The sequence below is a fragment of the Brevundimonas sp. genome, assembly GCF_024711105.1.
In the GTDB taxonomy this organism is placed as follows: domain Bacteria; phylum Pseudomonadota; class Alphaproteobacteria; order Caulobacterales; family Caulobacteraceae; genus Brevundimonas.
Window position 1 is genome coordinate 1 of the sequence record NZ_JANJTL010000148.1, and the last position, 24,873, is coordinate 24,873.

Annotated in this window: 20 protein-coding genes; 12 read left to right on the plus strand and 8 right to left on the minus strand. The window is 69.5% G+C overall.

Annotated features, from left to right (window positions below):
• Positions 1-191 (plus strand): hypothetical protein (locus Q0M60_RS11410; RefSeq protein ID WP_296819459.1); only part of this gene is annotated, 191 nt, incomplete at its 5' end.
• A gap of 109 nt (positions 192-300) precedes the next feature.
• On the opposite strand, the gene tkt is transcribed toward Q0M60_RS11410, so the two are convergent.
• The gene (tkt, locus tag Q0M60_RS11415) at positions 301-2,292 is read right to left on the minus strand and encodes a transketolase (protein ID WP_296819460.1); all 1,992 of its coding nucleotides are present in this window, start codon (positions 2,290-2,292) and stop codon (positions 301-303) included.
• Positions 2,293-2,395: 103 nt separating this feature from the next.
• On the opposite strand from tkt, the gene Q0M60_RS11420 reads away from it, so the two are divergent.
• The 3 genes from Q0M60_RS11420 (at position 2,396) to Q0M60_RS11430 (ending at position 4,491) form a co-directional block, all read left to right on the plus strand.
• Positions 2,396-2,620 carry a hypothetical protein gene (locus tag Q0M60_RS11420; protein WP_296819463.1) on the plus strand — a complete coding sequence of 75 codons (225 nt, stop codon included), beginning with the start codon at positions 2,396-2,398 and terminating at the stop codon, positions 2,618-2,620.
• 5 nt (positions 2,621-2,625) lie between these two features.
• Positions 2,626-2,925, plus strand: a complete 300-nt coding sequence (gene zapA, locus Q0M60_RS11425; RefSeq protein WP_296819466.1) for a cell division protein ZapA — start codon at positions 2,626-2,628, stop codon at positions 2,923-2,925.
• Positions 2,926-3,066: 141 nt separating this feature from the next.
• Positions 3,067-4,491, plus strand: a complete 1,425-nt coding sequence (locus Q0M60_RS11430; protein ID WP_296819468.1) for a calcium-binding protein — start codon at positions 3,067-3,069, stop codon at positions 4,489-4,491.
• Here Q0M60_RS11430 and Q0M60_RS11435 read toward each other — a convergent pair.
• The gene (locus Q0M60_RS11435) at positions 4,488-5,414 is read right to left on the minus strand and encodes a flagellin (protein ID WP_296819471.1); all 927 of its coding nucleotides are present in this window, start codon (positions 5,412-5,414) and stop codon (positions 4,488-4,490) included. The genes Q0M60_RS11430 and Q0M60_RS11435 overlap by 4 nt on opposite strands.
• On the minus strand, positions 5,414-7,528 hold the full coding sequence (gene flgK, locus Q0M60_RS11440) for a flagellar hook-associated protein FlgK (RefSeq protein WP_296819473.1): 2,115 nt from the start codon (positions 7,526-7,528) through the stop codon (positions 5,414-5,416). Before flgK ends, Q0M60_RS11435 begins: the two co-directional genes overlap by 1 nt.
• Before the next feature lie 242 nt (positions 7,529-7,770).
• On the opposite strand from flgK, the gene Q0M60_RS11445 reads away from it, so the two are divergent.
• From Q0M60_RS11445 to Q0M60_RS11470, 6 genes are read left to right on the plus strand one after another with little or no spacing between them, the layout of a single operon-like run.
• Positions 7,771-8,976, plus strand: coding sequence for an acetyl-CoA C-acetyltransferase (locus Q0M60_RS11445; protein WP_296819475.1), 1,206 nt, complete (start codon positions 7,771-7,773; stop codon positions 8,974-8,976).
• A 17-nt stretch (positions 8,977-8,993) separates the two neighbouring features.
• The gene (locus Q0M60_RS11450) at positions 8,994-11,180 is read left to right on the plus strand and encodes a 3-hydroxyacyl-CoA dehydrogenase NAD-binding domain-containing protein (protein WP_296819477.1); all 2,187 of its coding nucleotides are present in this window, start codon (positions 8,994-8,996) and stop codon (positions 11,178-11,180) included.
• A 30-nt stretch (positions 11,181-11,210) separates the two neighbouring features.
• Positions 11,211-12,329 carry an AI-2E family transporter gene (locus Q0M60_RS11455; protein ID WP_296819479.1) on the plus strand — a complete coding sequence of 373 codons (1,119 nt, stop codon included), beginning with the start codon at positions 11,211-11,213 and terminating at the stop codon, positions 12,327-12,329.
• 24 nt (positions 12,330-12,353) lie between these two features.
• A complete protein-coding gene (locus Q0M60_RS11460; RefSeq protein WP_296819481.1) occupies positions 12,354-13,310 on the plus strand; it encodes an alpha/beta hydrolase in 957 nt (318 codons plus the stop codon).
• A gap of 45 nt (positions 13,311-13,355) precedes the next feature.
• The gene (locus Q0M60_RS11465; RefSeq protein ID WP_296819484.1) at positions 13,356-13,889 is read left to right on the plus strand and encodes a hypothetical protein; all 534 of its coding nucleotides are present in this window, start codon (positions 13,356-13,358) and stop codon (positions 13,887-13,889) included.
• Positions 13,886-14,398 (plus strand): methylated-DNA--[protein]-cysteine S-methyltransferase, encoded by a 513-nt coding sequence (locus Q0M60_RS11470; protein WP_296819486.1) that lies wholly within the window; start codon positions 13,886-13,888, stop codon positions 14,396-14,398. The genes Q0M60_RS11465 and Q0M60_RS11470 overlap by 4 nt, the downstream gene beginning before the upstream one ends.
• Before the next feature lie 3 nt (positions 14,399-14,401).
• Here the strand turns inward: Q0M60_RS11470 and Q0M60_RS11475 are convergent, their stop codons facing one another.
• The 5 genes from Q0M60_RS11475 to Q0M60_RS11495 all read right to left on the minus strand — a co-directional run bounded on the left by Q0M60_RS11475 (position 14,402) and on the right by Q0M60_RS11495 (position 19,294).
• Positions 14,402-15,466, minus strand: coding sequence for a lipocalin family protein (locus Q0M60_RS11475; protein ID WP_296819488.1), 1,065 nt, complete (start codon positions 15,464-15,466; stop codon positions 14,402-14,404).
• A 101-nt stretch (positions 15,467-15,567) separates the two neighbouring features.
• Entirely contained in the window at positions 15,568-15,981 is a 414-nt protein-coding gene (locus Q0M60_RS11480; RefSeq protein ID WP_296819491.1) for a response regulator, read from the minus strand.
• Positions 15,982-16,039: 58 nt separating this feature from the next.
• Positions 16,040-17,464 (minus strand): PAS domain-containing protein, encoded by a 1,425-nt coding sequence (locus tag Q0M60_RS11485; protein WP_296819495.1) that lies wholly within the window; start codon positions 17,462-17,464, stop codon positions 16,040-16,042.
• Positions 17,465-17,539: 75 nt separating this feature from the next.
• Positions 17,540-18,775 (minus strand): cell wall hydrolase, encoded by a 1,236-nt coding sequence (locus Q0M60_RS11490; RefSeq protein ID WP_296819497.1) that lies wholly within the window; start codon positions 18,773-18,775, stop codon positions 17,540-17,542.
• A gap of 39 nt (positions 18,776-18,814) precedes the next feature.
• The gene (locus tag Q0M60_RS11495; RefSeq protein ID WP_296819500.1) at positions 18,815-19,294 is read right to left on the minus strand and encodes a Dps family protein; all 480 of its coding nucleotides are present in this window, start codon (positions 19,292-19,294) and stop codon (positions 18,815-18,817) included.
• Positions 19,295-19,434: 140 nt separating this feature from the next.
• On the opposite strand from Q0M60_RS11495, the gene Q0M60_RS11500 reads away from it, so the two are divergent.
• Together Q0M60_RS11500 and nadA are read left to right on the plus strand one after the other, a co-directional pair.
• Complete coding sequence (locus tag Q0M60_RS11500) at positions 19,435-23,472, plus strand: PAS domain S-box protein (protein WP_296819503.1); 4,038 nt, start codon at positions 19,435-19,437, stop codon at positions 23,470-23,472.
• A 128-nt stretch (positions 23,473-23,600) separates the two neighbouring features.
• On the plus strand, positions 23,601-24,680 hold the full coding sequence (nadA, locus tag Q0M60_RS11505; protein WP_296819505.1) for a quinolinate synthase NadA: 1,080 nt from the start codon (positions 23,601-23,603) through the stop codon (positions 24,678-24,680).
• The last annotated feature ends 193 nt before the right edge of the window (positions 24,681-24,873 follow it).

Below are 24,873 nucleotides of genomic sequence, written 5' to 3' on the forward strand. Positions count from 1 at the left end.
AGGTTCGCGTCTTCGAGTTCCGCCATGACGGCGACGGCCCGGGCCTGGACGCCGACGGCGACGGCCGCCTGACCTTCGAGGAACTGTCCGCCCCGATCCGCCGCCACTTCGACGAAATGGACGCCAACGACGACGGCTTCATCGACGACAGCGAACGCGGCCCCGGCCTGCGCCGACGGTCGGCGGAGTAGTGGTGTCATCCCGGCCAAGGCGCGCAGCGCCTAAGAGCCGGGACCTAAACGCAGGCTGAGCCGTCGAGCCTGGGCCCCGGATCGCGGCGAGCCGCGTCCGGGGTGACGGCTAGAGGCGCGCCTTCACCTCGGCGACCACGGCGTCGGCGGTGATGCCGAAGGCTTCGTAGAGCTTCTCGTAGGGCGCCGAGGCGCCGAAGGAACTCATGCCGACGAAGGCGCCGTCCTCGCCGATGAAGCGCTCCCAGCCCTGGCGGACGGCGGCCTCGATGGCGACTCGCGCTGTGCCGCGGCCGATGACGGCGGCCTGGTAATCGCGCGGCTGGCGCTCGAAGAGCTCGACGCAGGGGACGGACACGACGCGGGTCGGAACGCCGTCGGCCTGGAGCCGGTCACGGGCCTCGAGCGCGATGGCGACCTCGGTGCCGCTGGCGAAGAGCGTCGCCTGGGCGGGGCCATCGGCGTCGCGCAGGACATAGGCGCCGCGCGCCGACAGGTTCTCCGACGCCGCCTCGGTGCGGACCGCCGGCGTCTTCTGGCGCGACAGGGCCAGCACCGAGGGCGACTTCTGCTCAGCCACGGCGATGCGCCAGCATTCGAAGGTCTCGACCACATCCGCCGGGCGGAAGACCAGCAGGTTCGGGATGGCGCGCAGACTGGCGAGATGCTCGACCGGCTGGTGCGTCGGGCCGTCCTCGCCCAGGCCGATGGAATCGTGGGTCAGGACGTGGATGATCCGGATCCCCATCAGGGCCGCCAGCCGGATCGAGGGGCGGCTGTAGTCCGAGAAGACCAGGAAGGTGCCGGCATAGGGGATGACGCCACCATGCAGCGCCATGCCGTTCATGGCCGCGGCCATGCCGTGCTCGCGCACGCCCCAGTTCACGTAGCGGCCCGAATAGTCGGGCGCGTCGAACGTCTCGGTCCCCTTGACCAGGGTGTTGTTCGAGCCGGTCAGGTCGGCCGAGCCGCCGATCATGTCGGGGATGGCCGGGAACAGGGCGTCCAGCGCCTGGCCTGAGGACACGCGCGTGGCCTGCGCCGGCGCGAGATGGGGCAGGTCGGTCAGCCGCTCGTCCAGTGCGGCGAAGGCGGCTTCCGGCAGGCGGCCCGAAACGGCGCGCTCGAACTCGGGCTTGTGCGGGCTGTCGTTCAGGCGGGCGTCCCAGGCGCGGCGCAGCTTGCGGCCCCGGCGCCCCGCTGAGGCCCAGGCGCGCGCCACATCGTCGGGCAGCTCGAACGGATCGTGGCTCCAGTCCAGGCCCAGCCGGGTGGCCGCCACCTCGGCGGCGCCCAGGGCTGCGCCGTGCGTCTTGTGGCTGCCGGCCATGTTGGCCGAACCCCGGCCGATCTGGGTGCGGCAGGCGATCAGGCTCGGCCGGTCCTGGCGCGTCGCCCAGGCCATGGCGCGACGAATCTGGCCGTGGTCGTGACCGTCGATGGCCTTCACCGCCCAGCCCGCGGCCTTGAAGCGCGCCAGCTGGTCGTTGCGGTCCGACAGGTCGACCGCCCCGTCGATGGTGATCTGGTTGTCGTCCCACAGCACCGTCAGCCGATCGAGCTTGAGCCGTCCGGCGATGGAGATGGCCTCCTGGCTGATTCCCTCCATCAGGCAGCCGTCGCCGGCGATCACCCAGGTGCGGTGGTCGACCAGCTCGGAGCCGAAGCGCGCGGCCATGTGCCGCTCGGCCATGGCCATGCCGACGGCGTTGGCCAGGCCCTGGCCCAGCGGACCGGTGGTCGTCTCGGCGCCCGGGATGTGGCCGTACTCGGGGTGGCCGGCGGCCGGCGAACCCCACTGGCGGAAGGTCGACAGGACCTCCTTGGTCACCGCCTTGTAGCCGGTCAGATGCAGCAGGGCGTAGAGCAGCATCGAGCCGTGACCGGCCGACAGGACGAAGCGGTCGCGGTCCGCCCAGTCAGGCTTTTGCGGGTCGTACTTCAGAAACCGCGTGAACAGGACGGTGGCCACGTCCGCCATTCCCATGGGCATTCCGGGGTGGCCGGAGTTGGCCTTTTCGACCGCGTCCATGGCCAGCACGCGGATCGCGTCCGCCATGCGAACGGGCGAAACCTTGGGGGAAATGGGGGCGTCGGCCATGCGGCGTGTCCGGCTGAGGAGGAGTTTCGGGGGCGGGGGCGCTTTACCCCGGACGCCCCTTGGGTTCTATACGGATTCGAGAAGTTCGGGCGGAGGGCCTGAAATGTCAGAGGTGTTGAACGCGGCGGCGGCGCGGCTCGAGCGGGCCATATCGGCGCTCGAGGTCAAGACGCGCGAGCTGAAGGCCCAGCCCCGTGTCGGCGACGACGACCTGTTCGCCCCGCGCTCCGCCGACGACACAGAGTTGCGGGCCGCGGCCATGCAGGCGTCCGAGGCGCTGGACCGCGCAGCCGAGGAACTTCGGACCCTCATCGGATCGGAGGCCTGAGCGCCATGGCCACCGTCACGGTCGAGGTCAACGGACGTCCCTATCAGGTCGGTTGCGCCGAAGGGCAGGAGCGCCGCGTCGCCGCGCTCGCCGCCGAGTTCGACCGCCAGGTCCGCCAGGTCGCCCAGGACGTCGGCCAGGTCGGCGACCTGCGCCTGTTCCTGATGGCCGGCCTGCTGCTCGCCGACGAAAATCAGGACCTCAAGGCCGCGGCCGCCCGCCCGGCCGGCGGCGACGACGAAGCGGCCGCCAAGGCGCTGGACCAGGCCGCGAGCCGCATCGAGAAGCTGGTGGCGTCGCTTTAGCAACCCGTTAAGTTCGCCTCCCGACAGAAATCATTAACAAGTTCGCAGAGCCGCGTGATACCACCGCGCCGCTCGGGGGCGGGCGCTGACCATCGGTGATTCCAGCCTCGCGTGCCTGCCAGCGACGTAAGGGGGACGCTCATGGCGACGTTTGACTTCCGTGGATCCGGCTACAGGCCAGGCGACTGGCTGTTCAGCCACTTCGCCACGCCCTTTGTCACAAACGCGGGCAGCAACACTCACGAACTCTGGGACTGGTCAGATTTCCGGGAGTATTACTTCTTCTCCGGTAGCAATCTTGTCTACGAGAGCCTCAGTCCGACCTACAATCTGGTGGCGGGCGGTGTAATCAATACGCTTACGTTTTTCAGAGACGAAATAGTCGTGACTGCCTCTGACCTCAATGTCGACGCAGCCCGGTTCCGGACATTCTGGCTCGCTGGCGACACGGAAGGCTTTCTCAAGTACGCGCTGCGCAGTGACGACACCCTGAACGGCGGCGACGTGGGGGCGGACGTCCTGAATGGCTATTCTGGAAACGACCTCATCTACGGCAACGGCGGTGATGACCGGCTGCTCGGCTGGACCGGTAACGACACGCTGGAGGGCGGCGAAGGCGACGACGTGCTGCTTGGCGGCGCCGGCGATGACACATTGAACGGCGGCAATGGAACGGACACGGCGGACTACGGCCGCGCAACTGGCTCGGTGCAACTGGACCTAACGGGGGGAACGGCAACCGGGGAGGGGACCGACACCCTTGTCTCGATCGAGAATGTGCGCGGCGGCGCCCACGATGACACCCTCACCGGCGACATCCTTGCCAATGTCCTTTCGGGCCGCGGGGGCGACGACACCCTGAACGGCGGGGGCGGCGATGACACCCTGTCCGGAGGCGACGGGGACGACCTGCTGACCGGAGCCGGCGGGCACGACACCCTGAGCGGCGGCGCCGGCCGGGACACGCTGTTCGGGGTCAGCGGGAACGACACCCTGTCGGGAGGCGCCGATGACGACCGCCTGGAGGGCGGGATCGGGAGCGACAGGCTGAATGGCGGAGACGGCGCCGACACGCTCCTGGGCGGTGTGCATGACGATTATCTTCGTGGCGGCGATGGAGACGACATCCTCGAGGGCAGCCTTGGGCTGGACCGCATGTGGGGTGGCGCAGGAGCGGACACCTTCGTCGTTTCCGAATTCTACGATCAAAACAGGATCATGGATTTCCAGGTCGGATCCGGCGGCGACGTGATCCGGTTCCTGGATGGGTCGTTCGCCAGCCTGGCGGACGTCCTGGCGGCAACGGCCCAGACCGCGACCGGCTGTGTCATCACCCTGGGCTCAGCCACGATCGGTCTGGTCGGCATCGATCCGAACGACCTGACCGAGGAAAACTTCGAGTTCGCCTCGTCGGGCGCGCCCGAGCTGAGCACCAAGGCCGGGTTCGGCGATCCGCTGGTGTTGCCGGGCGCGGATGACCCCATCGCCGCCGACATGGGCATGCTCAGCCGCTGGACCGGCGGCCGGGCCTTCCTGGAGCCGGCGGACCACGACTGGATCCTCTAGCGCAGCAGGTTCAGCAGGCTGACGTCGCGCAGCTGGTTGATGACCTGGGCCGAGGCCTGGATGGCGATCTGGGTCAGTTGCAGGTCGGTGACCGCCTTGGCCATGTCGGCGTCGGTGCGGTCGCCGATCAGGGCGCCGAGCGCGGTCTGCTGAGCCTCGTGGGCCTTGAGGATGGTGTCGACCCGGTTCTGGATCGAGCCGTTGCGGGCCCCGGCGTCGATCACCGTCTCGCGGGCGGCGTCAAGTTCCGCAAGGCGCGCCTCCAGGAAGGAGCGCCCGGCCTCGTCGATGTCGCCGTCCAGCGGGCCCGCCGGCCCGGCGTGGTATTCCTGAAGGGCCCGGAACACCGCAAGCAGCGGGCCGCCGATCTCGTCGGCGAGGAAGCCGGTGGTCAGGGTCACCGACTCGTCCAGACGTGACGCCGACTTGAGCGTGTCGTTGACGAAGACGGAGTCGATGTCCGGCGCCGCCGCCAGGTCGGCCAGGGTGTCGGCGGTGACCGGCGCCTCGGTCGTGCGCGCGCCGGCGAACAGATAGGCGCCCTGGTGCTTGGCGTTCAGCCCCCCTTGAGCCGCGAGATACTGGCCCTGGAGGTCGAGCATCAGGCCGTCGAACCGGCCCGCGGCCAGGGCTTGGGCGATAGCGTCGCGCGCGCCCTGCGCCGCGTCCGCGACGCGGTCGAGCGACAGGGCCTGGGTCTCGAGCCGGGCCTTCACGGTCTCGCCGGTGGCGATGAAGCCCTGCAGGCGGGAGTCCATGGACCGCAGAGCCGTCAGGGTCTCGGCGCCTCGGCCGAAGCCCTTGAGGTCGGTGGCCACCTTCTGGGTCGAGATGCGCGTCTGGGCGTCCTGGCCGCGCGCCTGGGCGCGCTGGAGGTCCAGCAGGGCGGACTGGAAGTTGGCGTTGGTGGCGACGCGGGTCATCACATCATCCCGATCAAGACGTCGTACATGTCCTTGGCCGCCTGGATCATCCGGGCCGAGGCGTTGAAGGCCTGCTGATAGGTGGTCAGGTTGACCAGCTCCTCGTCGAGGTTGACGCCCTCGTGCGCGGCCTGGCGCTGGCGAGCCTCGATCTGGACGGCCTCGGCGGCCTGGGCGCGGTTCTTGGCCGAGGCGGCGCGCGAGCCGATGTCGCCGGACAGCTCCGACGCATAGCGCGAGATCGACATGGATCCGCCCGACGAGGCGCCGGCCGCGTCGAAAAGGCTCGTCCGCTGGCCCGCATCGGCCAGCGCCAGGGCGCCGCGCCCGTCACCGGCGGACAGGCCGGAGACGCCTGCGGCGGCGGCCAGGTCGATCCGCGCCAGCGCCAGCCGCGCCGGAGACGCGGCGATGTCGCTTCTGAGCGAGAAGCCGTCGATGCGCGAAGCGCGCACGCCGCCGCCGATGCCGAACAGCTCGCTGAGCGACACGCCGGACGGGACCTGGGTGGTGGCGTCGGCCGCCACGGTCATGGCCACCGCCTGGCTGCTGGTCGGGGTGAAGCTCATCCGCCCCTGCGCGTCGAGCGCGAAGGTCCCGAACCGACCGACGCCCGTCGTCACGGAGTTCAGCGCCGCCAGCAGGTCGTTCATCGTCCCGCCTGCGGGGACCTGGACGCTGAGGTCGCGCAGTCGCGCCCCCGCGGCGTTGGTGAAGCGGAAGGTGATGCTCTCGCCGGTGGTGAAGCCGTGTGGCGAGGCGCCGGTCAGGCCGGTGTCGTAGATGGCCGGCCGGTCGGAGCGGACCAGATCGTTCAGGCCGAAGAAGTGTGAGAAGCCGCGGCCCGCCTTCAGGCTCGGCGTCGTGGCGTCATCGGCGATGACGACCCCGTTCGAGCCCGTCCCCTGCAGGCTGAGCACGCCGTTGGAGAAGCTGGCCGTCGCCGCCCCGCCCAGCTGGGCGTTCAGGGTCGCCAGGAAGGTGGCGGGCGTGGCGGCCGCGCCGTTGATCGCCATCGAGCCGCCCGAAAAAGCGATCTCGGCCCGCGCCACGATGGCCCCGGCCGTGTTGGTCACCGCCACGGTCGTGGTCCCGGTGAAGCCCGAGATCGCCGACTCCAGGCTCATCCCGACGTTGCGGCCCGTCAGCTGGTTCGGCGCGGGCACGGAGGAGGCGGCGTTGTGCGCCCGGTTCAGCTCGTCGGCGACGCGGGTGACCAGCTCGGCCAGCCGTTCGGCCGCCGCCGGCGCCTCGCGGTCGCGCAGCTCGATCAGGCCCTTCAGCTCGCCCGAGGCCAGATGGTCGATCAGCGAGCGCTTGGCGCCCCGCGGCTCGGTCAGCCAGACCTCGTCGAAGATCGTCTCGGCGTTCACCGATCCGGCCCGGGTATAGGCCAGGGTCGCGTAGCCGTCGCCGGCCAGCAGCATGCCGTCGCCCGTGCGCACCTGCACGCCACCCACCGGCCGGACCGAGACGCGCACGTCGAGGATCGTGGCCAGCTCGTCGATCAGCCCGGCCTGGGCGCTCTCGGCCCCGGACGCGTCACCGCCCGCCACGGTGGCGCGGCTGATCTCGGTGTTCAGGGTCTCGATCTGCTGCAGCAGGTCGTTGGCGCGGTTCACCGCCGAGGCGATGCGCGCGTCCGCGTCCTCGCGCACCGCCTGGATCTGCGAGCCGATCCGGCCGGCCTCGTCGAACAGGGCCTGGGCCTGCGACAGGGAGCTCTGGCGATAGGGGCTGGAGACCGGGTCCTCCGACAGGGCGGCGAAGGCCGAGAACAGCCCGTCGATCTGGCCGAAGAAGCCGCCGTCCCCGCCGGGATCGCCCAGCAGCGCCTGGATGCGGTCATAGAGTTCGTAGCGCACCCCGTGCCGGCTCGCGTCGGCCTCGGCCGTCAGGCTGGCGGCCTGCAGGAACCGGTCCGTCGCCAGCCGGATGCGCGCCACCTCCACGCCCGTGCCGACGCCGTGGGACGAGGTCGAGACCTGGTCGGCGATCTTGCGGACGTAGCCGGGCGTGTTGACGTTGGCGACGTTGTCCGAGACCACGCGGAGCTGCGCCTGGGCCGTCATCAGCCCGGAGGAGGCGCTGTTCAGGATCGTGGTCAGGCTCATGACGCGCGGCCGATCGGCAGGACTTGCGCGAGCCCCGGCGGATTCTGCCGGGCGACGGGCGACGGGTGGACCGCCAAGTCTTTGACTGACGGCGACTTTCTGAATCGGCGGGGCCGGTTCGTGGTTAACATGGCAAGAGGTGTGCCGCCCCAAAGGCTGCGCTGCGCGGACATATAACTTGACGTTGACGTAAGCGTAGGGTTTCTGGCTCGGCGAGATCCCGTCCCGAAAGGAAACCGACCATGGCCGAGGCCTATATCTTCGACGCCGTGCGCACGCCGCGCGGCAAGGGCAAGAAGGACGGGAGCCTGCACGAGATCACCGCGCTGAGCCTGGCGACCCAGGTGCTGGAGAACCTGCGCGACCGGAACGGGCTGGACACCTCGCAGGTGGACGACGTGATCCTGGGCTGCGTCTCGCCGGTGGGCGAGCAGGGCGCCGACATCGCGCGCACCGCCGTGCTGAACGCCGGCTGGTCGCAGGAGACGGCGGGCGTGCAGATCAACCGTTTCTGCGCCTCGGGCCTGGAGGCGGTGAACATGGCCGCGGCCAAGGTCGCCTCGGGCGAGGCGCGTCTGGCCGTCGGCGGCGGCGTCGAGGCCATGAGTCGGGTGCCGATGGGCTCGGACGGCGGGGCCTGGCCGACGGACCCGTCCTCGGCGTTTCCGACCTATTTCGTGCCGCAGGGCGTCTCGGCCGACATGATCGCGTCCAAATACGGCTTCTCGCGCGACGACGTCGATGCGTACGCGGTGGAGAGCCACAAGCGGGCGGCCAAGAGCTGGGAAGAGGGCCGGTTCTCGAAGTCGGTCGTTCCGGTGCGCAATCAGCTGGGCCTGACGCAGCTGGACCGCGACGAGACGATCCGGCCCGGCACCGACATGCAGACCCTGGGCGGCCTGAACCCCTCGTTCCAGATGATGGGCGACATGGCCTTCGACGCCGTGATCAACCAGCGCTACCCCGAGGTCGAGCGCGTCATCCACGTGCACACCCCGGGCAACTCGTCGGGCATCGTCGACGGGTCGGCGGGCGTGCTGGTCGGCACGCTGGAGATGGGCGAGGCGCTGGGCCTGAAGCCGCGCGCCAAGATCCTGGGCGGCGCCTCGATCGGCTCGGAGCCGTCGATCATGCTGACCGGGCCGGAGCCGGTGACCCGCAAGCTGCTCAAGCGGCTGGGCATGGAGGTCAATGACATCGATCTCTACGAGCTGAACGAGGCTTTCGCGGCGGTGGTGCTGCGCTACATGCAGGCGCTGGATATCCCGCACGACAAGATCAATGTCTGTGGCGGCGCGATCGCCATGGGCCACCCGCTGGGCGCCACCGGGGCGATGATCCTCGGCACCGTGCTGGATGAGCTGGAGCGTTCGGACAAGTCGACGGCGCTCGCCACCCTGTGCATCGGCGGTGGCATGGGCACCGCCACCGTCATCGAACGCGTCTGATCTGGGAGCCGACAGAGATGGAAAACTTCAAGATCGACGTCGACGCCGACGGCATCGCCACGGTCACCTTCGACGTGCCGGGGCGGTCGATGAACACCCTGACCTCCTCGGTCATGGCCGAGATCCCGCAGGTGGTGGAGCGCATCCGCACCGACGAGGCGATCAAGGGCGTCGTGCTGACCTCGGGCAAGGACACCGGCTTCTGCGCCGGCGCGGACCTGGGCGACATGGCCGGCGGCATGCTGGCGGGCGGCGGACTGCAGGAAGCCTATGACGCCGGCTGGCGCCTGAACGGCGCGCTGCGCGAACTGGAGACCTGCGGCAAGCCGGTGGCGGCGGCCATCAACGGCCTGGCGCTAGGCGGTGGGCTCGAACTGACCCTGGCCTGCCACTACCGGGTGGTCGGCGACGACTCCAAGATCCAGCTGGGCCTGCCCGAGATCAAGGTCGGGCTGTTCCCCGGCGGCGGCGGCACCCAACGCCTGCCGCGCCTGATCGGCGTGCAGGCCGCGCTCATGCAAATGAGCGAGGGCAAGAGCTGGCGTCCGGCCGAGGCCAAGGCCGCCGGCGTGGTGCACGAGGTCGTGGCCGAGGGCCAAGAGGTCGAGGCGGCCAAGGCCTGGATCAAGGGCGGCGGCAAGGCCCAGCAGCCCTGGGACGACAAGGGCTTCAAGCTGCCCGGCGGCGGCCCCTACCACCCGGCGGGGATGCAGGTCTTCGTCATGGGCAACGCCATGCTGCGCAAGCAGTCCTACGGCAACTACCCGGCCGTGCTGAACCTGATGAAGTCGGTCTACGAGGGCGTGCAGGTCCCGATCGAGGCGGGCCTGCGCATCGAGACGCGCTACTTCATCAAGACCCTGATGACGCCGCAGGCCCGGGCCATGATCCGCTCGCTCTTCCTGTCCAAGCAGGAGCTCGACAAGGGTGCCGTGCGCCCGGCCGGCGTGCCGAAGTCCGATGCGAAGAAGGTGGCGGTGCTGGGCGCCGGCATGATGGGGGCGGGCATCGCTTATGTGCAGGCCATGGCCGGCATCGAGACGGTCCTGATCGACCAGACCCAGGAAGCCGCCGACAAGGGCAAGCAGTACGCCGTCGACCTGATCGAGAAGCGCGTCTCGCGCGGCCAGATGACCCGCGAGAAGGCGGACGCGACGCTGGCCCTGATCACGCCGACGACCGACTATGCTCTCGTGAAGGGCTCGGATCTGGTCGTCGAGGCGGTGTTCGAGAGCCGCGAGATCAAGGCGGACGTCACCCGCAAGGCCGAGGCCCAGCTGGAGCCCGGCGCGGTGTTCGGCTCCAACACCTCGACCCTGCCGATCACGGGCCTGGCCGAAGCCAGCGTGCGGCCCGAGGACTTCATCGGCATCCACTTCTTCTCGCCGGTCGACAAGATGATGCTGGTCGAGATCATCATGGGCGAGAAGACCGGCCAGGCGGCGCTGGCCAAGGCGCTGGACTATGTCCTGAAGATCAAGAAGACGCCGATCGTCGTGAACGACAGCCGCGGCTTCTACACCTCGCGCTGCTTCTCGACCTATCTGATCGAGGGCATGGCGATGCTCGAGGAAGGCTATGCGCCGGCGCTGATCGACAACGTCGGGCGGATGACCGGCATGCCGCGCGGGCCGCTGGAGATGCACGACGACGTCGCGCTGGACCTCTCCTACAAGATCGCCAAGCAGACCCAGGCCGACCTGGGCGACAAGTACGTGCCGAACCCCGGCCAGGACATCGTCGCCAGGATGGTCGAGGGCGGCCGCTACGGCCGCAAGAACGGCATGGGCTTCTACGACTATTCGACGAAGCCAAAGCGCCTGTGGGAAGGCCTGTCCGAGCTGGCCCCGGTGACCAAGACCGAGGGCTTCGGCGAGGGCGTCGAGGCGGCGACCCATGTCGAGGAGCTGAAGACGCGGCTGCTCTACCGCCAGGCGGTCGAGGTGGCGCGGTGCTGGGAAGAGGGCGTCATCGACGATCCGCGTGAGGCGGACCTCGGCGCCATCCTGGGCTGGGGCTTCGCGCCCTGGACGGGCGGCCCGGTCAGCATGATGGACGAGATCGGCCTGAAGACCTTTGTCGAGACGTGCAACCGTCTGGCCGAACAGTACGGCGACCGCTTCAAGGTCCCGCAGCTGCTCCGCGACATGGCCGCCAGGGGCGAGACCTTCTACGGCCGCTTCGCGCCGAAGAAGGCGGCCTGAACCTAAGCCCAGCGCGGGCGTTCAGGCCGCATGGCCCGGACGCCCGCCAAGGCGGCTCCTGCGAAGGAGGCGACTGTCACAGGCAACGCGCTGGACGAGACCTTCGTCCGGCGCGTTCTGTTTGTCGTGGCCGTGGTCGGCCTGATCGCGCTGGTGCTGAAGATGGCCGGCGTGATCCTGATGATCTTCGGGGCGGTGCTGATCGCCATCCTGCTGAGGTCAGTGGCGGACCTGTTGCACCGCTGGGCGAAGCTGCCGATGCGGCTGGCGCTGTTCGTCTCGACCCTGCTGCTGCTCGCCGTGATCAGCGGGGGCTTCGCCCTGCTCTGGCTGGAGATCGAAAGCCAGCTGGACAGGCTGCCCGACACCCTGCCCGAGACCCTGGCGGCTGCGGAGCGCCGTATCCTGGACCTGCCGTTCGGCGACCAGTTGCTGGCGCGACTGAGGGCGTACGCCCAGGGCGCGGGACTGTCCGACGGGGTCGGGGAGGCGGCCCAAGGGTTCGCCCGGCGGCTCAAGAACTTCCTGATGAGCGCGGGCGGCTTTGCGACCAACGCCGTGCTGGTGCTGGCGGGCGGCGTCTATCTGTCGATCAATCCGAAGGGCTATCGCAACGGCGCGCTGCTGCTGATCCCGCGCGACCACCGCGAGCAGGTCAGCGAAGCCCTGTGCGAAACAGGCCGAGGGCTGAAGTACTGGCTGCTCGGGACGGGGCTGGACATGATCGGCGTGGGACTGATCACGGGCCTGGGCCTGTGGCTCGTGGGGATCCCGTCGCCGGTCCTGCTGGGCGTGCTGGCGGGCCTGGGCGTGCTGGTGCCGATCGTGGGGCCGACGCTGGCGGCCATTCCGGGTCTACTGCTGGCGGTGGCGGGCGGGCCGACGACCTTTCTGCTGGCGCTAGGCGTCTATGTCGGGGTGCAGCAGATCGAGAGCAACCTGATCATGCCAGTGATCCAGCGGCAGATCACCTCCCTGCCGCCGCTCCTGACCCTGTTCTCCATCGCGGTCTTCGGCCTGCTGTTCGGGGCCATCGGCGTGCTGCTGGCCGTGCCCCTGGCGGTGACGACCTATGTGATGGTCCGGGCGCTCTATGTGCGCGACATGCTGGGCGAGGAAATCCGGCCGCTGGACGTGGGCCGCTCCTGAGCCTGTTTCGTGCTAGGCGGGGCCATGCACACGCGCGAAATCAAGACCGACGGCCTGACCCAGAGCGTCCTGGAGGCGGGCAGGGGGCCGCTGGTCATCCTTTGCCATGGCTTTCCGGAGCTGAGCGTCAGCTGGCGCGCGCAGGTCGAGGCCCTGGCCGAGGCCGGCTATCACGCCGTCGCGCCCGACATGCGGGGCTATGGCCGGTCGGAGAAGGTCCCGGCCGCGCACCACACGGTGCTGCACCTGGTCAGCGACATGGTCGATCTGGTCCGAGCCCTGGGCGAGAAGACGGCGGTGATCGTCGGCCACGACTTCGGGTCGTACGTGGCCTGGCACTGCGCGCTGCTGAGGCCGGACGTGTTCACGGCCGTCGTCGGAATGAGCGTCCCGTTCCAGGCGCGCAATCCTGCGGGCCCGCCCCTGGCCATGATGAAGGCCCTGACCGACCGGCTGGGGACGGGGGACCTCTACATCAGCCGTTTCCAGGATGCGGAGGCGCTGGTCGAGTTCACCGAGAATGTCGAGACGGCGCTGCGCAAATGCTTCTGGGCCTACGACGGGGCGACGCCCGAGGGCCAGCGGTCGACGGGCTTCATCCCGGACGGCAAGACCCTGCTCGAGAGCATCAGCAACCGGGCCGAACTTCCGCCGTGGCTGGCGGAACGGTGGTTCCGTGAATACGTCCGGGCCTTCGAGCGCGGCGGGTTCGCGCGGCCCTTCGGCTGGTACCGCGCCATCGACCGCAACTGGCAGCTGACCGCCTTCGCCCAGGGCAAGACCATCGACGTGCCGTCGCTGTTCATCGTCGGCGAGGTGGACCCGGTGCGGCGCTACGCCGGGCCGGCCGAGGCGGCGCAGAAGGACTGGCTGACCGACCTGCGCGGCCAGATCGAGCTGAAGGGCGCCGGCCACTGGATCCAGCAGGAGCGGCCCGACGAGGTGAACGCCGCGCTGCTCGGGTTCCTCAGCGGTCTGTAGCGCCCGCATATCGATGATATGCTCCCGCCGAGTCGGGAGGATGCGATGAGCTGGATGAATATCGCGCGGGCCGCAAAGGTCCTGGCGCTGGTCGGCTTCTTCATGCCGTGGTTGCTGGTGTCGTGCCAGGGTCAGCCGATCGCGACGGCGACGGGCTGGCAGATGGCCATGGGCGAGATGAGCGCCATTGGGGACGCCACCGTGGCGCAGGACGCGGATCCCGCCTGGTGGGCGATCCTGGCCCTCGTGCTCATTCTCGGCGGCGCGGCCGCGACCTTCTTCCTCAAGCCGCCGAAGCGGGCCGCCCTCGTGCTGGCCGGCGCGGCGGGGGCCGCGCTCGTGCTGTGCGCGGTGGGGATGAACCTGGCCATCTCCGAAGGCCGCTCGAACGCGGTGCGGCCAGAGGCCGGGGCCGATCCGGCGGCGGCCCAGATGCAGTCCGCCATGGCCGAGGCGCTGAGGTTCGAACTGCGATACGGCTATTGGGTCACCCTGCTGGGTCTGGCCATCGCCACGGGCGCAGGCGTGCTGGCCTGGCAGGGCCGTGAGCTCAGTCTCAGCGCGTCTCGCGCGGAGTGAGCGGCTGGCTCCACGTCTGGACCTACGCCAGTCCGATCGGCGACCTCGGCGTCGCTACCGACGCCGGCGGATGCGTGCGAGCGGTCAGCTTCGACGGCCCGTCGCCCGGGTTCTGGCGCGGCTTGGGGCGGCTGGCTCCGGATCTTGGGGCCGCCGAGGCGCAGGCCGACCCGACGGTGCGCTCCGCCCTGGACGACTACTTCTCGGGCGCGCGCGATGCGCTCGCGCGCATCTCCTGGGTGGTTGACGGCGACGGCTTCGCCCAGCGCGTCTGGAGGGCGCTTGCGGAGATCCCGGCGGGCTCCACGATCAGCTATGGCGAGATGGCCCGCCGCTCCGGCGAGCCTAGCGCCGCCCAGGCCGCCGGGGTGGCGCTCAATCGCAACCCTATCCCGCTCATTCTTCCGTGCCACCGGGTCATAGGCGCGGACGGCGCACTGGTCGGCTTCGGCGGCGGCGTCGAGCGCAAGCGCTGGCTGCTGGCCCACGAGGGGGCTTTGCTGCTGTAGACGTCAGGGCGATACCGGGGCCGAGTGCCCGGCATAGCCGGTGAGCTCGACGTACCCCATCCCTCCGACAGGCCGTCCGGAGCGGGTTCCGGTTATAGAAACCTGACCCTCCCAGTAGATGAGCCCGGTCGAGGCCCGGGCGTCGATTTCCTGCTGGGCAAGGATGGGGACAAGCTCCAGGTCAGCGCCCTCCGCCGGCGCCGCGATCCTCCAGCCGGAAGGATAGGTCACCTGGGTTGCGGGACTGGTCCAGGCGCCTGTCGCTTCGGTCGACACCTGATCCGCATCCAGCGACACCACCGAGCCGTCCGGCCGAACAAGCGTCCCATCAAGTCGCTCGGACGATCCGTCGGGCGCCAGCAGGCGATAGAGGATCAGGCTGGAGCCATCGTCGAGTTGTAGCGCGAACCAGTCCCAGCCCCCGTCCAGATGAGTCGTGAACTCGCCCCACTGACGATCAAGCCAGGCCTCGCCGCGAACCGCCGCGGTCCCGCCGTCACGGCTCATCTCGCCCACGGCGGCCATGCGGGGCCGCGAGAAATAATAGCTTCCCAGACCTCCGCCGTAGTCGACGTATCCGTCGTCGCCGTGCAGCACCAGGGCCGCCTCGTCGCGGAACGAGAGCGAAAACCGATAGCCGTCCAGATCCGCTGTGAGCTGATACGCGCCCGGCTGGCCAGTCAGGGTCCATCCGCCGAGGTTGAAATCGAATGCGCCCGCCGCCGCCGGCCGCGCCGCGCCTCCACCCAGAACGCGCCTTTCCTCGAACACGTGCGAGCCTCGGACCGGGTCGGTTACTGCCAGGTGCGCGATATGAGCGACCAATCCGCCGCGGCGCCACTGAAAGACGGTGAAGTAGAGGCCGTATTGCTCGCCGGTGGTCGTGCTCAGGTGAGCCGCGAAGTACCACCACTCGATCGGCGCCAGATGTGGGCCTTCCGCCTCGGGCAGGACTACCGGTGAGGGCGCGTCATGGGCGAGCGGCTGGCCGGCGACGGGAGATCCGCCGAACGCGATCAGCGCGGCCAGCAGCGCCGCGGAGGTCGCGAGGAGAAGACGATGGACCATGGGCCGCGCCGCCGAGTTGGCCCATCGTAATCCGCTGAACCTAGAGGCGCCAGCCGGACGCAACCCGCCGCGCAAGACAGCCACGGGCGGCGCTGAGGCCCTTAGCCGAGCAGGCGCAGTTCCTCGGGAGGCGGCGGGGGCGCGAGTTGGGGGCCCATACGACGCGCCAGGGCGTACTCGACGGCGGCCTGAACGGCGCGGTCGTCGGTCGGCTTGGTCAGGACGCCGATGGCGCCGGCGACGTCGCCGCTGACCATGCCGGGATTGGCCGTGATGAAGAGGACAGAGACACCGAACTCCTGCGCCAGCGTCTTGCCCAGCTTGACGCCCGTCGGGCCGTCAGCGAGGTGGATGTCGACGAGCGCCAGGTCCACGCCGCCGCGCTCGGCATGGCGCAGAGCGGAACGGGACTCGGTGGCGAAGCCCACCACCTCGTGGCCGAGATCCTCGAGCACGAATCCCAGCTCCATGGCGACGACGGCCTCGTCTTCGATGATGAGAATGCGAGCAGTCATGGGTCAGGCGGTAGATCAGGTATCGTACAAAACTCGACAATCGGTTTCGGGTTTCAATTCAGAGCACCGCATGACGTCGGCGTGACAATGCGGTCACAGGCAGGTCGGCGACGAGCAACAGGCCTTCGCGCCGCCAGCGCCGTTCTAGGCTGCCTCCCAGCTGGCCCTCGACGGCGAGTTTCGCAAGGTTGAAGCCGAAACCCATGTCGGTGGGTTCGGTTTCGATGATCGGCCCCCCGGTCTCGGCCCAGGTCAGGCGGTAACGGTCTTCGACGGCTTCCGAACTGATGGTCACGCGGCCGCCGTCGCTGGACAGGGCCCCGTATTTGGCGGCGTTCGTGGCCAGCTCGTGGAAGAGCAGGGCGACCGGTGTGGCCGCCTGGTCGTCGAAGATGGCGTCCCGGCCTTCGATCACCACATTGCCGCGCTCGGTGCTCGCGTAGGGCCGCAAGAGGTCGCCGAGGAAGGCGTGCAGGGTCGTGCTGCCGACGCTCGGGGCCGAAGCGCTGGTGTGCGGCCGGACGAACTCGTGCGCACGGGCGAGCGCCTGGACGCGGGTGCGCAGCGAACGCGCGAACTCGGCCGCCTCTGGGTGCTGGCGGCCGGTCAGGGCGACCAGAGCCGAAACCACCGCGAAGATGTTCTTGATCCGGTGGCTCAGCTCCTGGCTCAGGACGTCACGCGCCGCCTGGGCCTGCTTCAGGTCGTCGATGTCGGTGCAGGTCCCGAACCAGCGGATGATCCGGCCGTCCTTGTCGCGCACCGGCAGCGCCCGGCCGAGCGTCCAGCGGTAAACTCCGTCGGCGCGGCGCAGACGATACTCGATCTCGTAGGGTTCGCCCGTCTCCAGGCTGTGGCGCCAGCGAGCCCAGGCGCGGTCCTGGTCTTCCGGATGGAACATGCCGTTCCAGCCTTCGCCGTCGGTCGAACCGACGGGCACGCCGGTGAACTCGTACCAGCGAGCGTTATAGTAGTCGTGGAACCCATCCGGCTGAGTGGCCCAGACCATCTGGGGCATGGTGTCCGCAAGGGTCCGGAAATTCGACTCGCTCGCGGCCAGGGCGCTGACCGCGTCCGCCAGGGCGTCCTCCATGTCGCGGCGCTGGGTGATGTCGACGGCGACCCCGGGGAAGCGCCGTGGGCGCGCCTGGTCATCGCGCTCGACCTGTCCGCGCGCCAGGACCCACCGCCAACCACCGTCGGGGCGCCGCACGCGGTATTCGCATTCGTAAGGCGCGCCCGTCCTGACCGAATGGTCGATGGCTTCGGTCACCCGTTCCCGGTCCTCGGGATGAAAGGCGTCCTCATAGGCCTTGATCGGCAAGCCCTGCGCGGCCTCGGTTTCGTCCATCCCGAACAGGCGGGCGAACTGGGCGTCGGCGACGACGAGGTCGGACTCGATGTCCCAATCCCACGCGCCGACCACTTCAGCGGCGGAGAGGGCCCGAGTGAGGCGATCTGCGTCGAAAGGAGAGAGTGACAAGAGCGATCCAGGACTGCCGCCGACCCCCCGGGCGGCAGCCTCTTAATGCAGACGGCGCAATTTGGTTCAACCGGATCAGGAGGCCGGTTGTTCCGGGCGGCCGACTTCTTCGACGTCAAGCTGGGGAACGGCCGGCCGCGGGTCGCGGCGCGGTTCGAGACCCGCCTCGTATTCAGCCAGGCGGGCGTTGATGGCGGCGATCTCGTCGGACTGGGCCTGGCGCCGGCCGCCGAGGCTGACGATCCCGACCTGACGCTCGCGGCCGTCGATCACGACGGTGCGGCCCTCCTGGATCACGCCGGCCTGTTCGAGTTCCTCGGCGCTGGTGGCGACCTGCAGCAGCCTGGGGCGGGCGAAGCGGGCCTCGTCGATCACCGGCTCGCGGCCGGAATAGGCTTGGCGGAATGCGGGCGTGTCGCCGGCTGCCCCGGTCCAGCGGTAGAAGATGTGCGCCCCGACCTGATTGACCTTGGTCACGGTCGGGCTCCACCAGGGCCGGACATAGTCGGCGTGATAGTGGGTCGCCGTGCCTACCCAGGCCGCAGTGAAGCCCTCAAGGGCGCGGCGGGCGACGTCCTCGGCCCGGTTCCAGGCCCAGGCCACCGGGGCCCGCGAAAGTGAACCGTCGCAGGTGAAGGAGAACTGGCAGCCGGTCACTCGCTCGGCGCCCTGATAGACGACGCCGCAGACCGAGGCGGGGAAGTTCGGGTCGCGGACGCGGTTGAGGATGACCTGGGCCACGGCCTCCTGGCCGCGACGGGGCTCCAGCGCCGCCTCGTAATAGACGGCCTGGGTGAGGCAGCGCAGCGCGCGGCGACGGTCGCCGTCCGAGGCCGGGGTGAAGCGGAAGTCCGCTATGGGCCGCAGGGCGCCGCTGACGACAGGCACGGCTGCGTTCAGACGCTGGGCGTCGACGCCGGTACGGGTGAGGGCGTCCATCACCGGCCGGCCGGTCAGGGACAGATTTTCCCAGCCGGGCGTCACGCCCCAGACGGCGGGCGTGAGCGCGGGATCGTGGCGGCGGGCGAGCGCCAGGGCGGCTGGGTCCAGCCGGCCCGACAGGCGGATCAGGGCGTCGTCGGAAAGGTCTGGCCCTACCGTCGAGACAATGCCGCGCACGTCGGCGCGTTCGAGGTCGCGGATCGAGGAACTGGCCGAGAGCGCCGCGCCCATGACCAGCACCGCGGCCAGGGCCGCCGGCGCGACGCGCATCCAGTCGACGAGGCCAACCACGGCGCGGCGGGCGTGCGGGCTCGCACGCCGGGCGGTGCGGCCCAGCAGAAGCCCAGCAATGCGCAGCCGCCGCCTCATTGGGTCATTCTACCCGATTTTCCGGCCCTTTCGTGACGCCTACTTGGAGCCGAGCGTCGCGCGCAGCATCCAGGCGTGCTTCTCATGAGCGGCCAGGCGCTGGGTGATGAGGTCCGCACTGGTCACGTCCCTGGCCTCCTCGGCCGTGACGATGCCCTGGCGCAGGGTCGAGATCACCGTCTCATGGTCCTGGAGCAGCTCTCGCAGCATGGCGTGCGAGTCCTTCTCCGGATCGCCGTCCTTGATGCCTGTGAGGTTGCCGAAGGCGGCGTAGCCCTGGGGTGCGAACTCGCCGAGCGCGCGGATACGCTCGGCGACGATGTCGAGCGCCTGCCACATCTCGGTGTACTGCTCCATGAACAGGGCGTGCAATTCGCTGAAGTTCGAGCCGCGCACGTTCCAGTGGTAGCCGTGCGTCTTGAGATAGAGCGCGTAGCTATCCGCCAGCGCCTTGGTGAGGGCGGCGGCGACCTCGCCGCGCGACACGGTGTCGATGCCGGTGTTGGGTTGGATGGTCATCTGCATCTCCTGAAGCGTCGCCAGTCAGGTAGGGTGGGAACAGCGGCGCTCCAACCCCTTCATTTTTCGGCTGCGGCGAGGGAACCTGTGGCGCGCCGCGTCGTTCCATGGAGTCGGCGCGGCAGGGGGCGACCGGGGGCATGACGCTCGACACATTGCTGACGAGGCTCGCGGGCTCGCCGAAGGGCGGGCTTTCCGCCGTCATCGTGCGTTCGCTGATGTGCCTGGCGCCGTGGGTCCTGCTGCGCCTCGTCCTGATGCCCGTCATGGCGCCGGCCAGCGGCATGACCGTGTTCGTCCCCGCAGTGATGATCGCCTCGCTCTGGGCGGGCTGGCGCGGAGGGGTGCTCACCACTTTGCTATCGGGTGCGGTAAGCACCGGGCTCTATGTCCTGGGCGTGCAGCCGGGCGGCTTCGACATGGAGCGCTACCTCCTGTCGATCCTGCTGTTCGGGCTGAACGTGGCCTTCGCGATCCCGTTCGGCGTCTATCTGCGCGTCGCCTTCCGCGGCCTGACCGAGGCGCGGGCCACCGAGCAAAGCCAGCGCGCCCAGTTGCGCGAGAGCGAGGGGCGTTTCCGCAGCATCGCCGAGAACGCGCCGGTCATGCTGTGGATGGGCGACCCGTCGGGCGGAGGCGTGTATCTGAACCGGCTGTTCCGCGATTTCTGGGGCGACCGGTCTCCGGACCAGCTGCTTGGCATGGGCTGGCTCGAAACCGTTCCGGAGGCCCAGCGTGACCGGGTCCGGCGCGAGATCGCCGAGGGCGCGGCCGCCGGCCAGCCGTTCACGCTGGAAACCGAGATGCGCCGGTCCGACGGGGAGTATCGGCTCATCGAAGCGACCATCCTGCCGCGCTTCACCCACGATCAGAACCTGAAGGGGATCATCGGCGTCGCCCACGACGTGACCGAGGCCCGCCGGGTCGCGAACACTCTCAGGGCCAGCGAGGAACGCTTCCGCCAGTTCGCAGAAAACGCGCCGGTCATGCTGTGGATGGGGGATACCCAGGGCCAGTGTCTTCATCTCAACAAGGCCTTGCGGGAGTTCTGGGGCGCAGCTGAGGACCTGTCCGGATTTGACTGGGCCGCGACGATCCACCCCGATGATCGGGACGCGATGTTCGCGGTGGCCGGACCGGCGACGGCCGCCGGTCAGCCCTTCGATGTCGAAGCCCGCTACCGCCGCGCGGACGGCGCCTGGCGGATCATGACGACCCATGCCCAGCCTCGTTACGGGCCGGACGGCGCCTATGAGGGAATGACCGGGGTCAATGTCGACGTCACCGACGCTCGCGAGGCCGAGGCGGCGCTGCGTGAGAGCGAGCAGCGGTTCCGGACCATGGCCGACTCAGCGCCGGCGCCGATCTGGATCAGCGATAAGGACAGCGGCCTGCTGTTCGGAAACCGCGCGCTGATCGAGATGCTGGGCGGTGACGCCGATCCCCAGTCGGTGCTCGGCAAGGCGTGGATTGATCGCGTGCACCCGGAGGACAAGCCCGCCGTCTGGGCCGCCCGCGAGGCGGCGCACCCCAAGCGTCTGCCTTACGGCTGGGACGCGCGCTTCAGGCGCGCCGATGGAACCTGGTCCTGGATCCGCGCGGCCACCAGCCCCCGCTTCGACGAGCAGGGCGAGTTCCTGGGCTACGTCGGCATCGGATTTGACATCACCGCGGCCCGCGAGGCCGAGGATGCGCTGCGCGAAAGCGAGGCGCGGTTCCGCGCCATGGCCGATTCCGCGCCTTCACCGGTCTGGGTGAGCGGCCCGCAGGGCGGCATCGAGTTCAGCAACCAGGCGATGGTGGAGTTCGTCGGCGACCGCGAACGCGCCGAGGGCCTCGGCTGGCTCGACATTCTCCATCCGGACGAGCGCGAGGCCGCGCTTGAGCTTCGTGACCGCGCGCTGCGGGAGCAGAAGCCCTTTTCATTTGAGGCGCGGTTCCGCAACGCGCAGGGCCAGTGGCGCTGGATGCGGGCGTCCACCCAGCCGCGCTTCGGCGCCGACGGAGAGTTCGCCGGCTATGTCGGCATCGCCTTCGACGTCACGGACACGCGCGAAGCGACCCAGGTCTTGCGACAGCAGGAACGCCGCCACGCCTTCCTGCTGGAACTCGGCGACCAGCTGCGCGACCTGGAGACCCCGGGCCAGATCATGACGGCGGCGACACGGCTGCTCGGCCAGCATCTGAGGGTCGCGCGCGCCGGCTACGGCGAGGTCGATGAGGACGAGACGCACGTCACAGTCGGGGCCGACTGGACGGACGGCTCCGTCCCCAGCGCCACGGGCGCCTACCTGATGGACGACTTCGGGCCCGCGCTGAGCCACGACCTGAAGGCGCGAAAGACCGTGGCGGTCAGCGACGTGGACGACGACCCGCGCACGGCGGAGGCGGCGGGCGCGTTCTCAGGGCTCGACGTGCGGGCTTTCCTGCGCGTGCCGCTGGTGCGTTCGGGCCGGTTGCGGGCCTTCCTGTTCCTGCACACGCCCGAGCGCCGCAAGTGGTCAGAATCCGAGATCGAGCTGGCCGAGGATGTGGCCGACCGCGTCTGGTCCGCCGTCGAGCGCGCTTCGGCCGAGGCGGAGGTCAAGGAGAGCGAGGCCCGCTTCCGCTCGATCGCAGACAGTGCGCCGGTGCTGATCTGGGTGACGCGCGCGGACCGCCGGCGGGCCTTCGTAAACCAGGCCTATGTCGAGTTCCACGGCGGGACCTACGAGGACGCCCTGACCGCGGACTGGCGCCAGGCGCTGCACCCTGAGGACGTGGACCGGGTCATCGCCGAGTCCGTGGCCGGGGAGGCCACCGGCGAACCCTTCATGCTGGAGGCGCGCTATCGCCGCCAGGATGGGGCTTATCGCTGGCTGCGATCCTATTCGCGGCCGCGTTTCGACGCCGAGGGCCAGCTGCTTGGCTTCGTGGGCGTGGCCTATGACGTCACTGACGCCAAGCGGGTCGAGAGCGACCTGCTCAACATCAATGAAATCCTCGAGGCGCGCGTCGCCGAGGCCCTGGCCGAAAAGGACCGCGCCGAGGCGGCCCTCATGCACGCCCAGCGCATGGAGGCGGTCGGCCGCCTGACGGGAGGGGTCGCGCACGACTTCAACAACCTGCTGACCGTGGTGATCGGGGCGCTCGACATGGTCAGCCGCGCGACGGACGACCCGGCGCGGCGCGAGCGGCTGATCGATGCGGCCCTGGCGGCGGCGCGGCGGGGCGAGCGGCTGACCCACCAACTGCTGGCCTTCTCGCGGCGCCAGGCCTTGCGGCCCCAGGTCAGCGACCTGAACGCCCTGATCGGGGAGGGCGAGCCCCTGCTGCAACGCGCCGTGGGCGAGGCCGTCGCGCTGGACCTATCCCTCGAACCGGGCGCGCTGGCCGTGAACATCGACCCGGCCCACTTCGAGGCGGCCCTGATCAACCTGATCGTCAACGCTCGCGACGCCACGCCGGACGGCGGCCGGATCGAGGTCTCGACGCGCACGGTGCGTCTCGACCAGGGCGAGAAGGAGGGCGCCGGCGAAGGCGACTATGTCCTGGTCCAGGTGCGCGACACCGGGGTTGGCATGCCGCCCGAGGTGCAAGAGCGGGTTTTCGAGCCCTTTTTCACCACGAAGGCCGTCGGTAAGGGCACGGGCCTCGGCCTCAGCCAGGTCTACGGCTTCGTCAGGCAGTCCGGCGGGGTGGTGGAGGTCGACAGCGTCGTCGGCAAGGGCACCACGGTCAGCCTGTATCTGCCGACCGCGTCGGAGCCGGCGCCGGATGCGCCCGAGCGCCGCGCGCGGGAGAGCGTGGACGACAAGCCCTTCAAGGGTGTTCGGGTTCTTCTCGTCGAGGACGACCCTGACGTCGCGACGATCTGTGAGGACATGCTCAGCGCGCTCGGCCTGGAGGTGACACGCGCGGCCGATGCGGGAGAGGCGCTAAAGGTTCTGCGCCGCAGGACGTTTGACCTGCTGCTGACCGACCTGATCATGCCAGGCGGGGTCAACGGTGTGGAACTGGCGCGCCAGGTGGTGGCTGACAGGCCCGAGGTGCGCGTGCTCCTGGCCTCCGGCTATGCGGGCGACGCTGTCGATCGTGCCCTGGCCGACGCGCCCTGGCCCCTGCTTTCAAAGCCCTACGACGCGGAAGGTCTGAGACGGGCCCTGACGAACGCCCTGTCAAAGTCAGATGCAGACTGAGGGTTGCTTTCCCCGCGCGCGGGCCTACATTGTGTCTGGCTTATGCTCAATCGAAGCATAAGTAGGCCGGCCGGACCGGCCTCTTCTTGGGTCCCTGATATGCTCAGCGCGAGCATAAGGAGGCTGACGTGGCGGACGGTGGTCTTGGCTTCACCCCCGAGGTGGAGCGCGAAACGGCGGGGATTTGGGAAAAGGTCCGGGCTCATGTCTCGCCGCTCGAATGGCAGCTTCATGCCCCGCTGATCGCCGAGATCAACCGGCTGAAGCGCGAGCGGGACGCTGTCATCCTGGCCCACAACTACATGACGCCCGAGATCTTCCACGGCGTAGGGGACTATGTCGGCGACAGCCTGGGCCTGGCCAAGGAGGCCGCCCGCTCGGACGCGAAGGTGATCGTCCAGGCCGGCGTGCACTTCATGGCCGAGACGTCGAAGGTCCTGGCGCCGGACAAGACGGTGCTGATCCCGGACCTGCGCGCCGGGTGCTCGCTGGCCAGCTCCATCACGGGCGCGGACGTGCGGCTGATCAAGCAGCGCTACCCCGGGTTGCCGGTGGTCACCTATGTGAACACGACCGCCGACGTGAAGGCGGAGACCGACATCTGCTGCACCTCGGCCAACGCCGTGCAGGTGGTCGAGTGGGCCGCCCGCGAATGGGGCGTCGACCGGGTGATCCTGATCCCCGACGAGTTCCTGGCCCGCAACGTGGCGCGCCAGACAGAGGTCAAGATCATCGCCTGGCAGGGCCGCTGCGAGGTGCACGAGCGCTTCACCGCCGAGGACATCCGCGAGCTGAAGGCCGCCTGGCCCGACGCCGAGATCCTGGCGCACCCCGAGTGCCCGGCCGAGGTGCTGGAGGAAAGCCACTTCGCCGGCTCGACCGCGGCGATGAATGACTACGTCATCCAGAAGAAGCCGAAGCGCGTGGTGCTGATCACCGAGTGCTCGATGGCCGACAATGTCGCCGCCGACGCCCCGGAGACCGAGTTCGTCCGGCCCTGCAACCTGTGCCCGCACATGAAGCGGATCACGCTGGAGAACATCCGCGACTGCCTGCGCGACATGAAGTTCGAGGTCACGGTCGATCCGGCCGTGGCCGAGCGCGCGCGGCTGGCCGTGCAGCGGATGGTCGACCTGCCGCCGCCCGTGGTTCCGGCCCGCTACGACCTGGTCAAGGCGCGCCACCACGTGGACGTGGAGCTGATCTGATGCGCTACGTGCCGCGTCCGAGAGCCACCTTGCCGCTGAAGCCGCGCACGGCCCGGCTGCTCGTGCTGATCGCGCTCCTGCTGCGCGACCGGCGAGTGGTGGGCTGATGACTGACCGGGTCCGTCATCCGGGCGTGCTGGTCGTCGGCGCCGGCCTGGCGGGTCTGTCGGCGGCGCTGGCCGCGGCGCCGCGG

Excerpts from the sequence above, each read along its gene's own strand:
- tkt (WP_296819460.1), bottom strand. The coding sequence starts at position 2,292 with ATGGCCGACGCCCCCATTTCCCCCAAGGTTTCGCCCGTTCGCATGGCG.
- Q0M60_RS11420 (WP_296819463.1), top strand. The coding sequence starts at position 2,396 with ATGTCAGAGGTGTTGAACGCGGCGGCGGCGCGGCTCGAGCGGGCCATA.
- zapA (WP_296819466.1), top strand. The coding sequence starts at position 2,626 with ATGGCCACCGTCACGGTCGAGGTCAACGGACGTCCCTATCAGGTCGGT.
- Q0M60_RS11430 (WP_296819468.1), top strand. The coding sequence starts at position 3,067 with ATGGCGACGTTTGACTTCCGTGGATCCGGCTACAGGCCAGGCGACTGG.
- Q0M60_RS11435 (WP_296819471.1), bottom strand. The coding sequence starts at position 5,414 with ATGACCCGCGTCGCCACCAACGCCAACTTCCAGTCCGCCCTGCTGGAC.
- flgK (WP_296819473.1), bottom strand. The coding sequence starts at position 7,528 with ATGAGCCTGACCACGATCCTGAACAGCGCCTCCTCCGGGCTGATGACG.
- Q0M60_RS11445 (WP_296819475.1), top strand. The coding sequence starts at position 7,771 with ATGGCCGAGGCCTATATCTTCGACGCCGTGCGCACGCCGCGCGGCAAG.
- Q0M60_RS11450 (WP_296819477.1), top strand. The coding sequence starts at position 8,994 with ATGGAAAACTTCAAGATCGACGTCGACGCCGACGGCATCGCCACGGTC.
- Q0M60_RS11455 (WP_296819479.1), top strand. The coding sequence starts at position 11,211 with ATGGCCCGGACGCCCGCCAAGGCGGCTCCTGCGAAGGAGGCGACTGTC.
- Q0M60_RS11460 (WP_296819481.1), top strand. The coding sequence starts at position 12,354 with ATGCACACGCGCGAAATCAAGACCGACGGCCTGACCCAGAGCGTCCTG.
- Q0M60_RS11465 (WP_296819484.1), top strand. The coding sequence starts at position 13,356 with ATGAGCTGGATGAATATCGCGCGGGCCGCAAAGGTCCTGGCGCTGGTC.
- Q0M60_RS11475 (WP_296819488.1), bottom strand. The coding sequence starts at position 15,466 with ATGGTCCATCGTCTTCTCCTCGCGACCTCCGCGGCGCTGCTGGCCGCG.
- Q0M60_RS11480 (WP_296819491.1), bottom strand. The coding sequence starts at position 15,981 with ATGACTGCTCGCATTCTCATCATCGAAGACGAGGCCGTCGTCGCCATG.
- Q0M60_RS11490 (WP_296819497.1), bottom strand. The coding sequence starts at position 18,775 with ATGAGGCGGCGGCTGCGCATTGCTGGGCTTCTGCTGGGCCGCACCGCC.
- Q0M60_RS11495 (WP_296819500.1), bottom strand. The coding sequence starts at position 19,294 with ATGACCATCCAACCCAACACCGGCATCGACACCGTGTCGCGCGGCGAG.
- Q0M60_RS11500 (WP_296819503.1), top strand. The coding sequence starts at position 19,435 with ATGACGCTCGACACATTGCTGACGAGGCTCGCGGGCTCGCCGAAGGGC.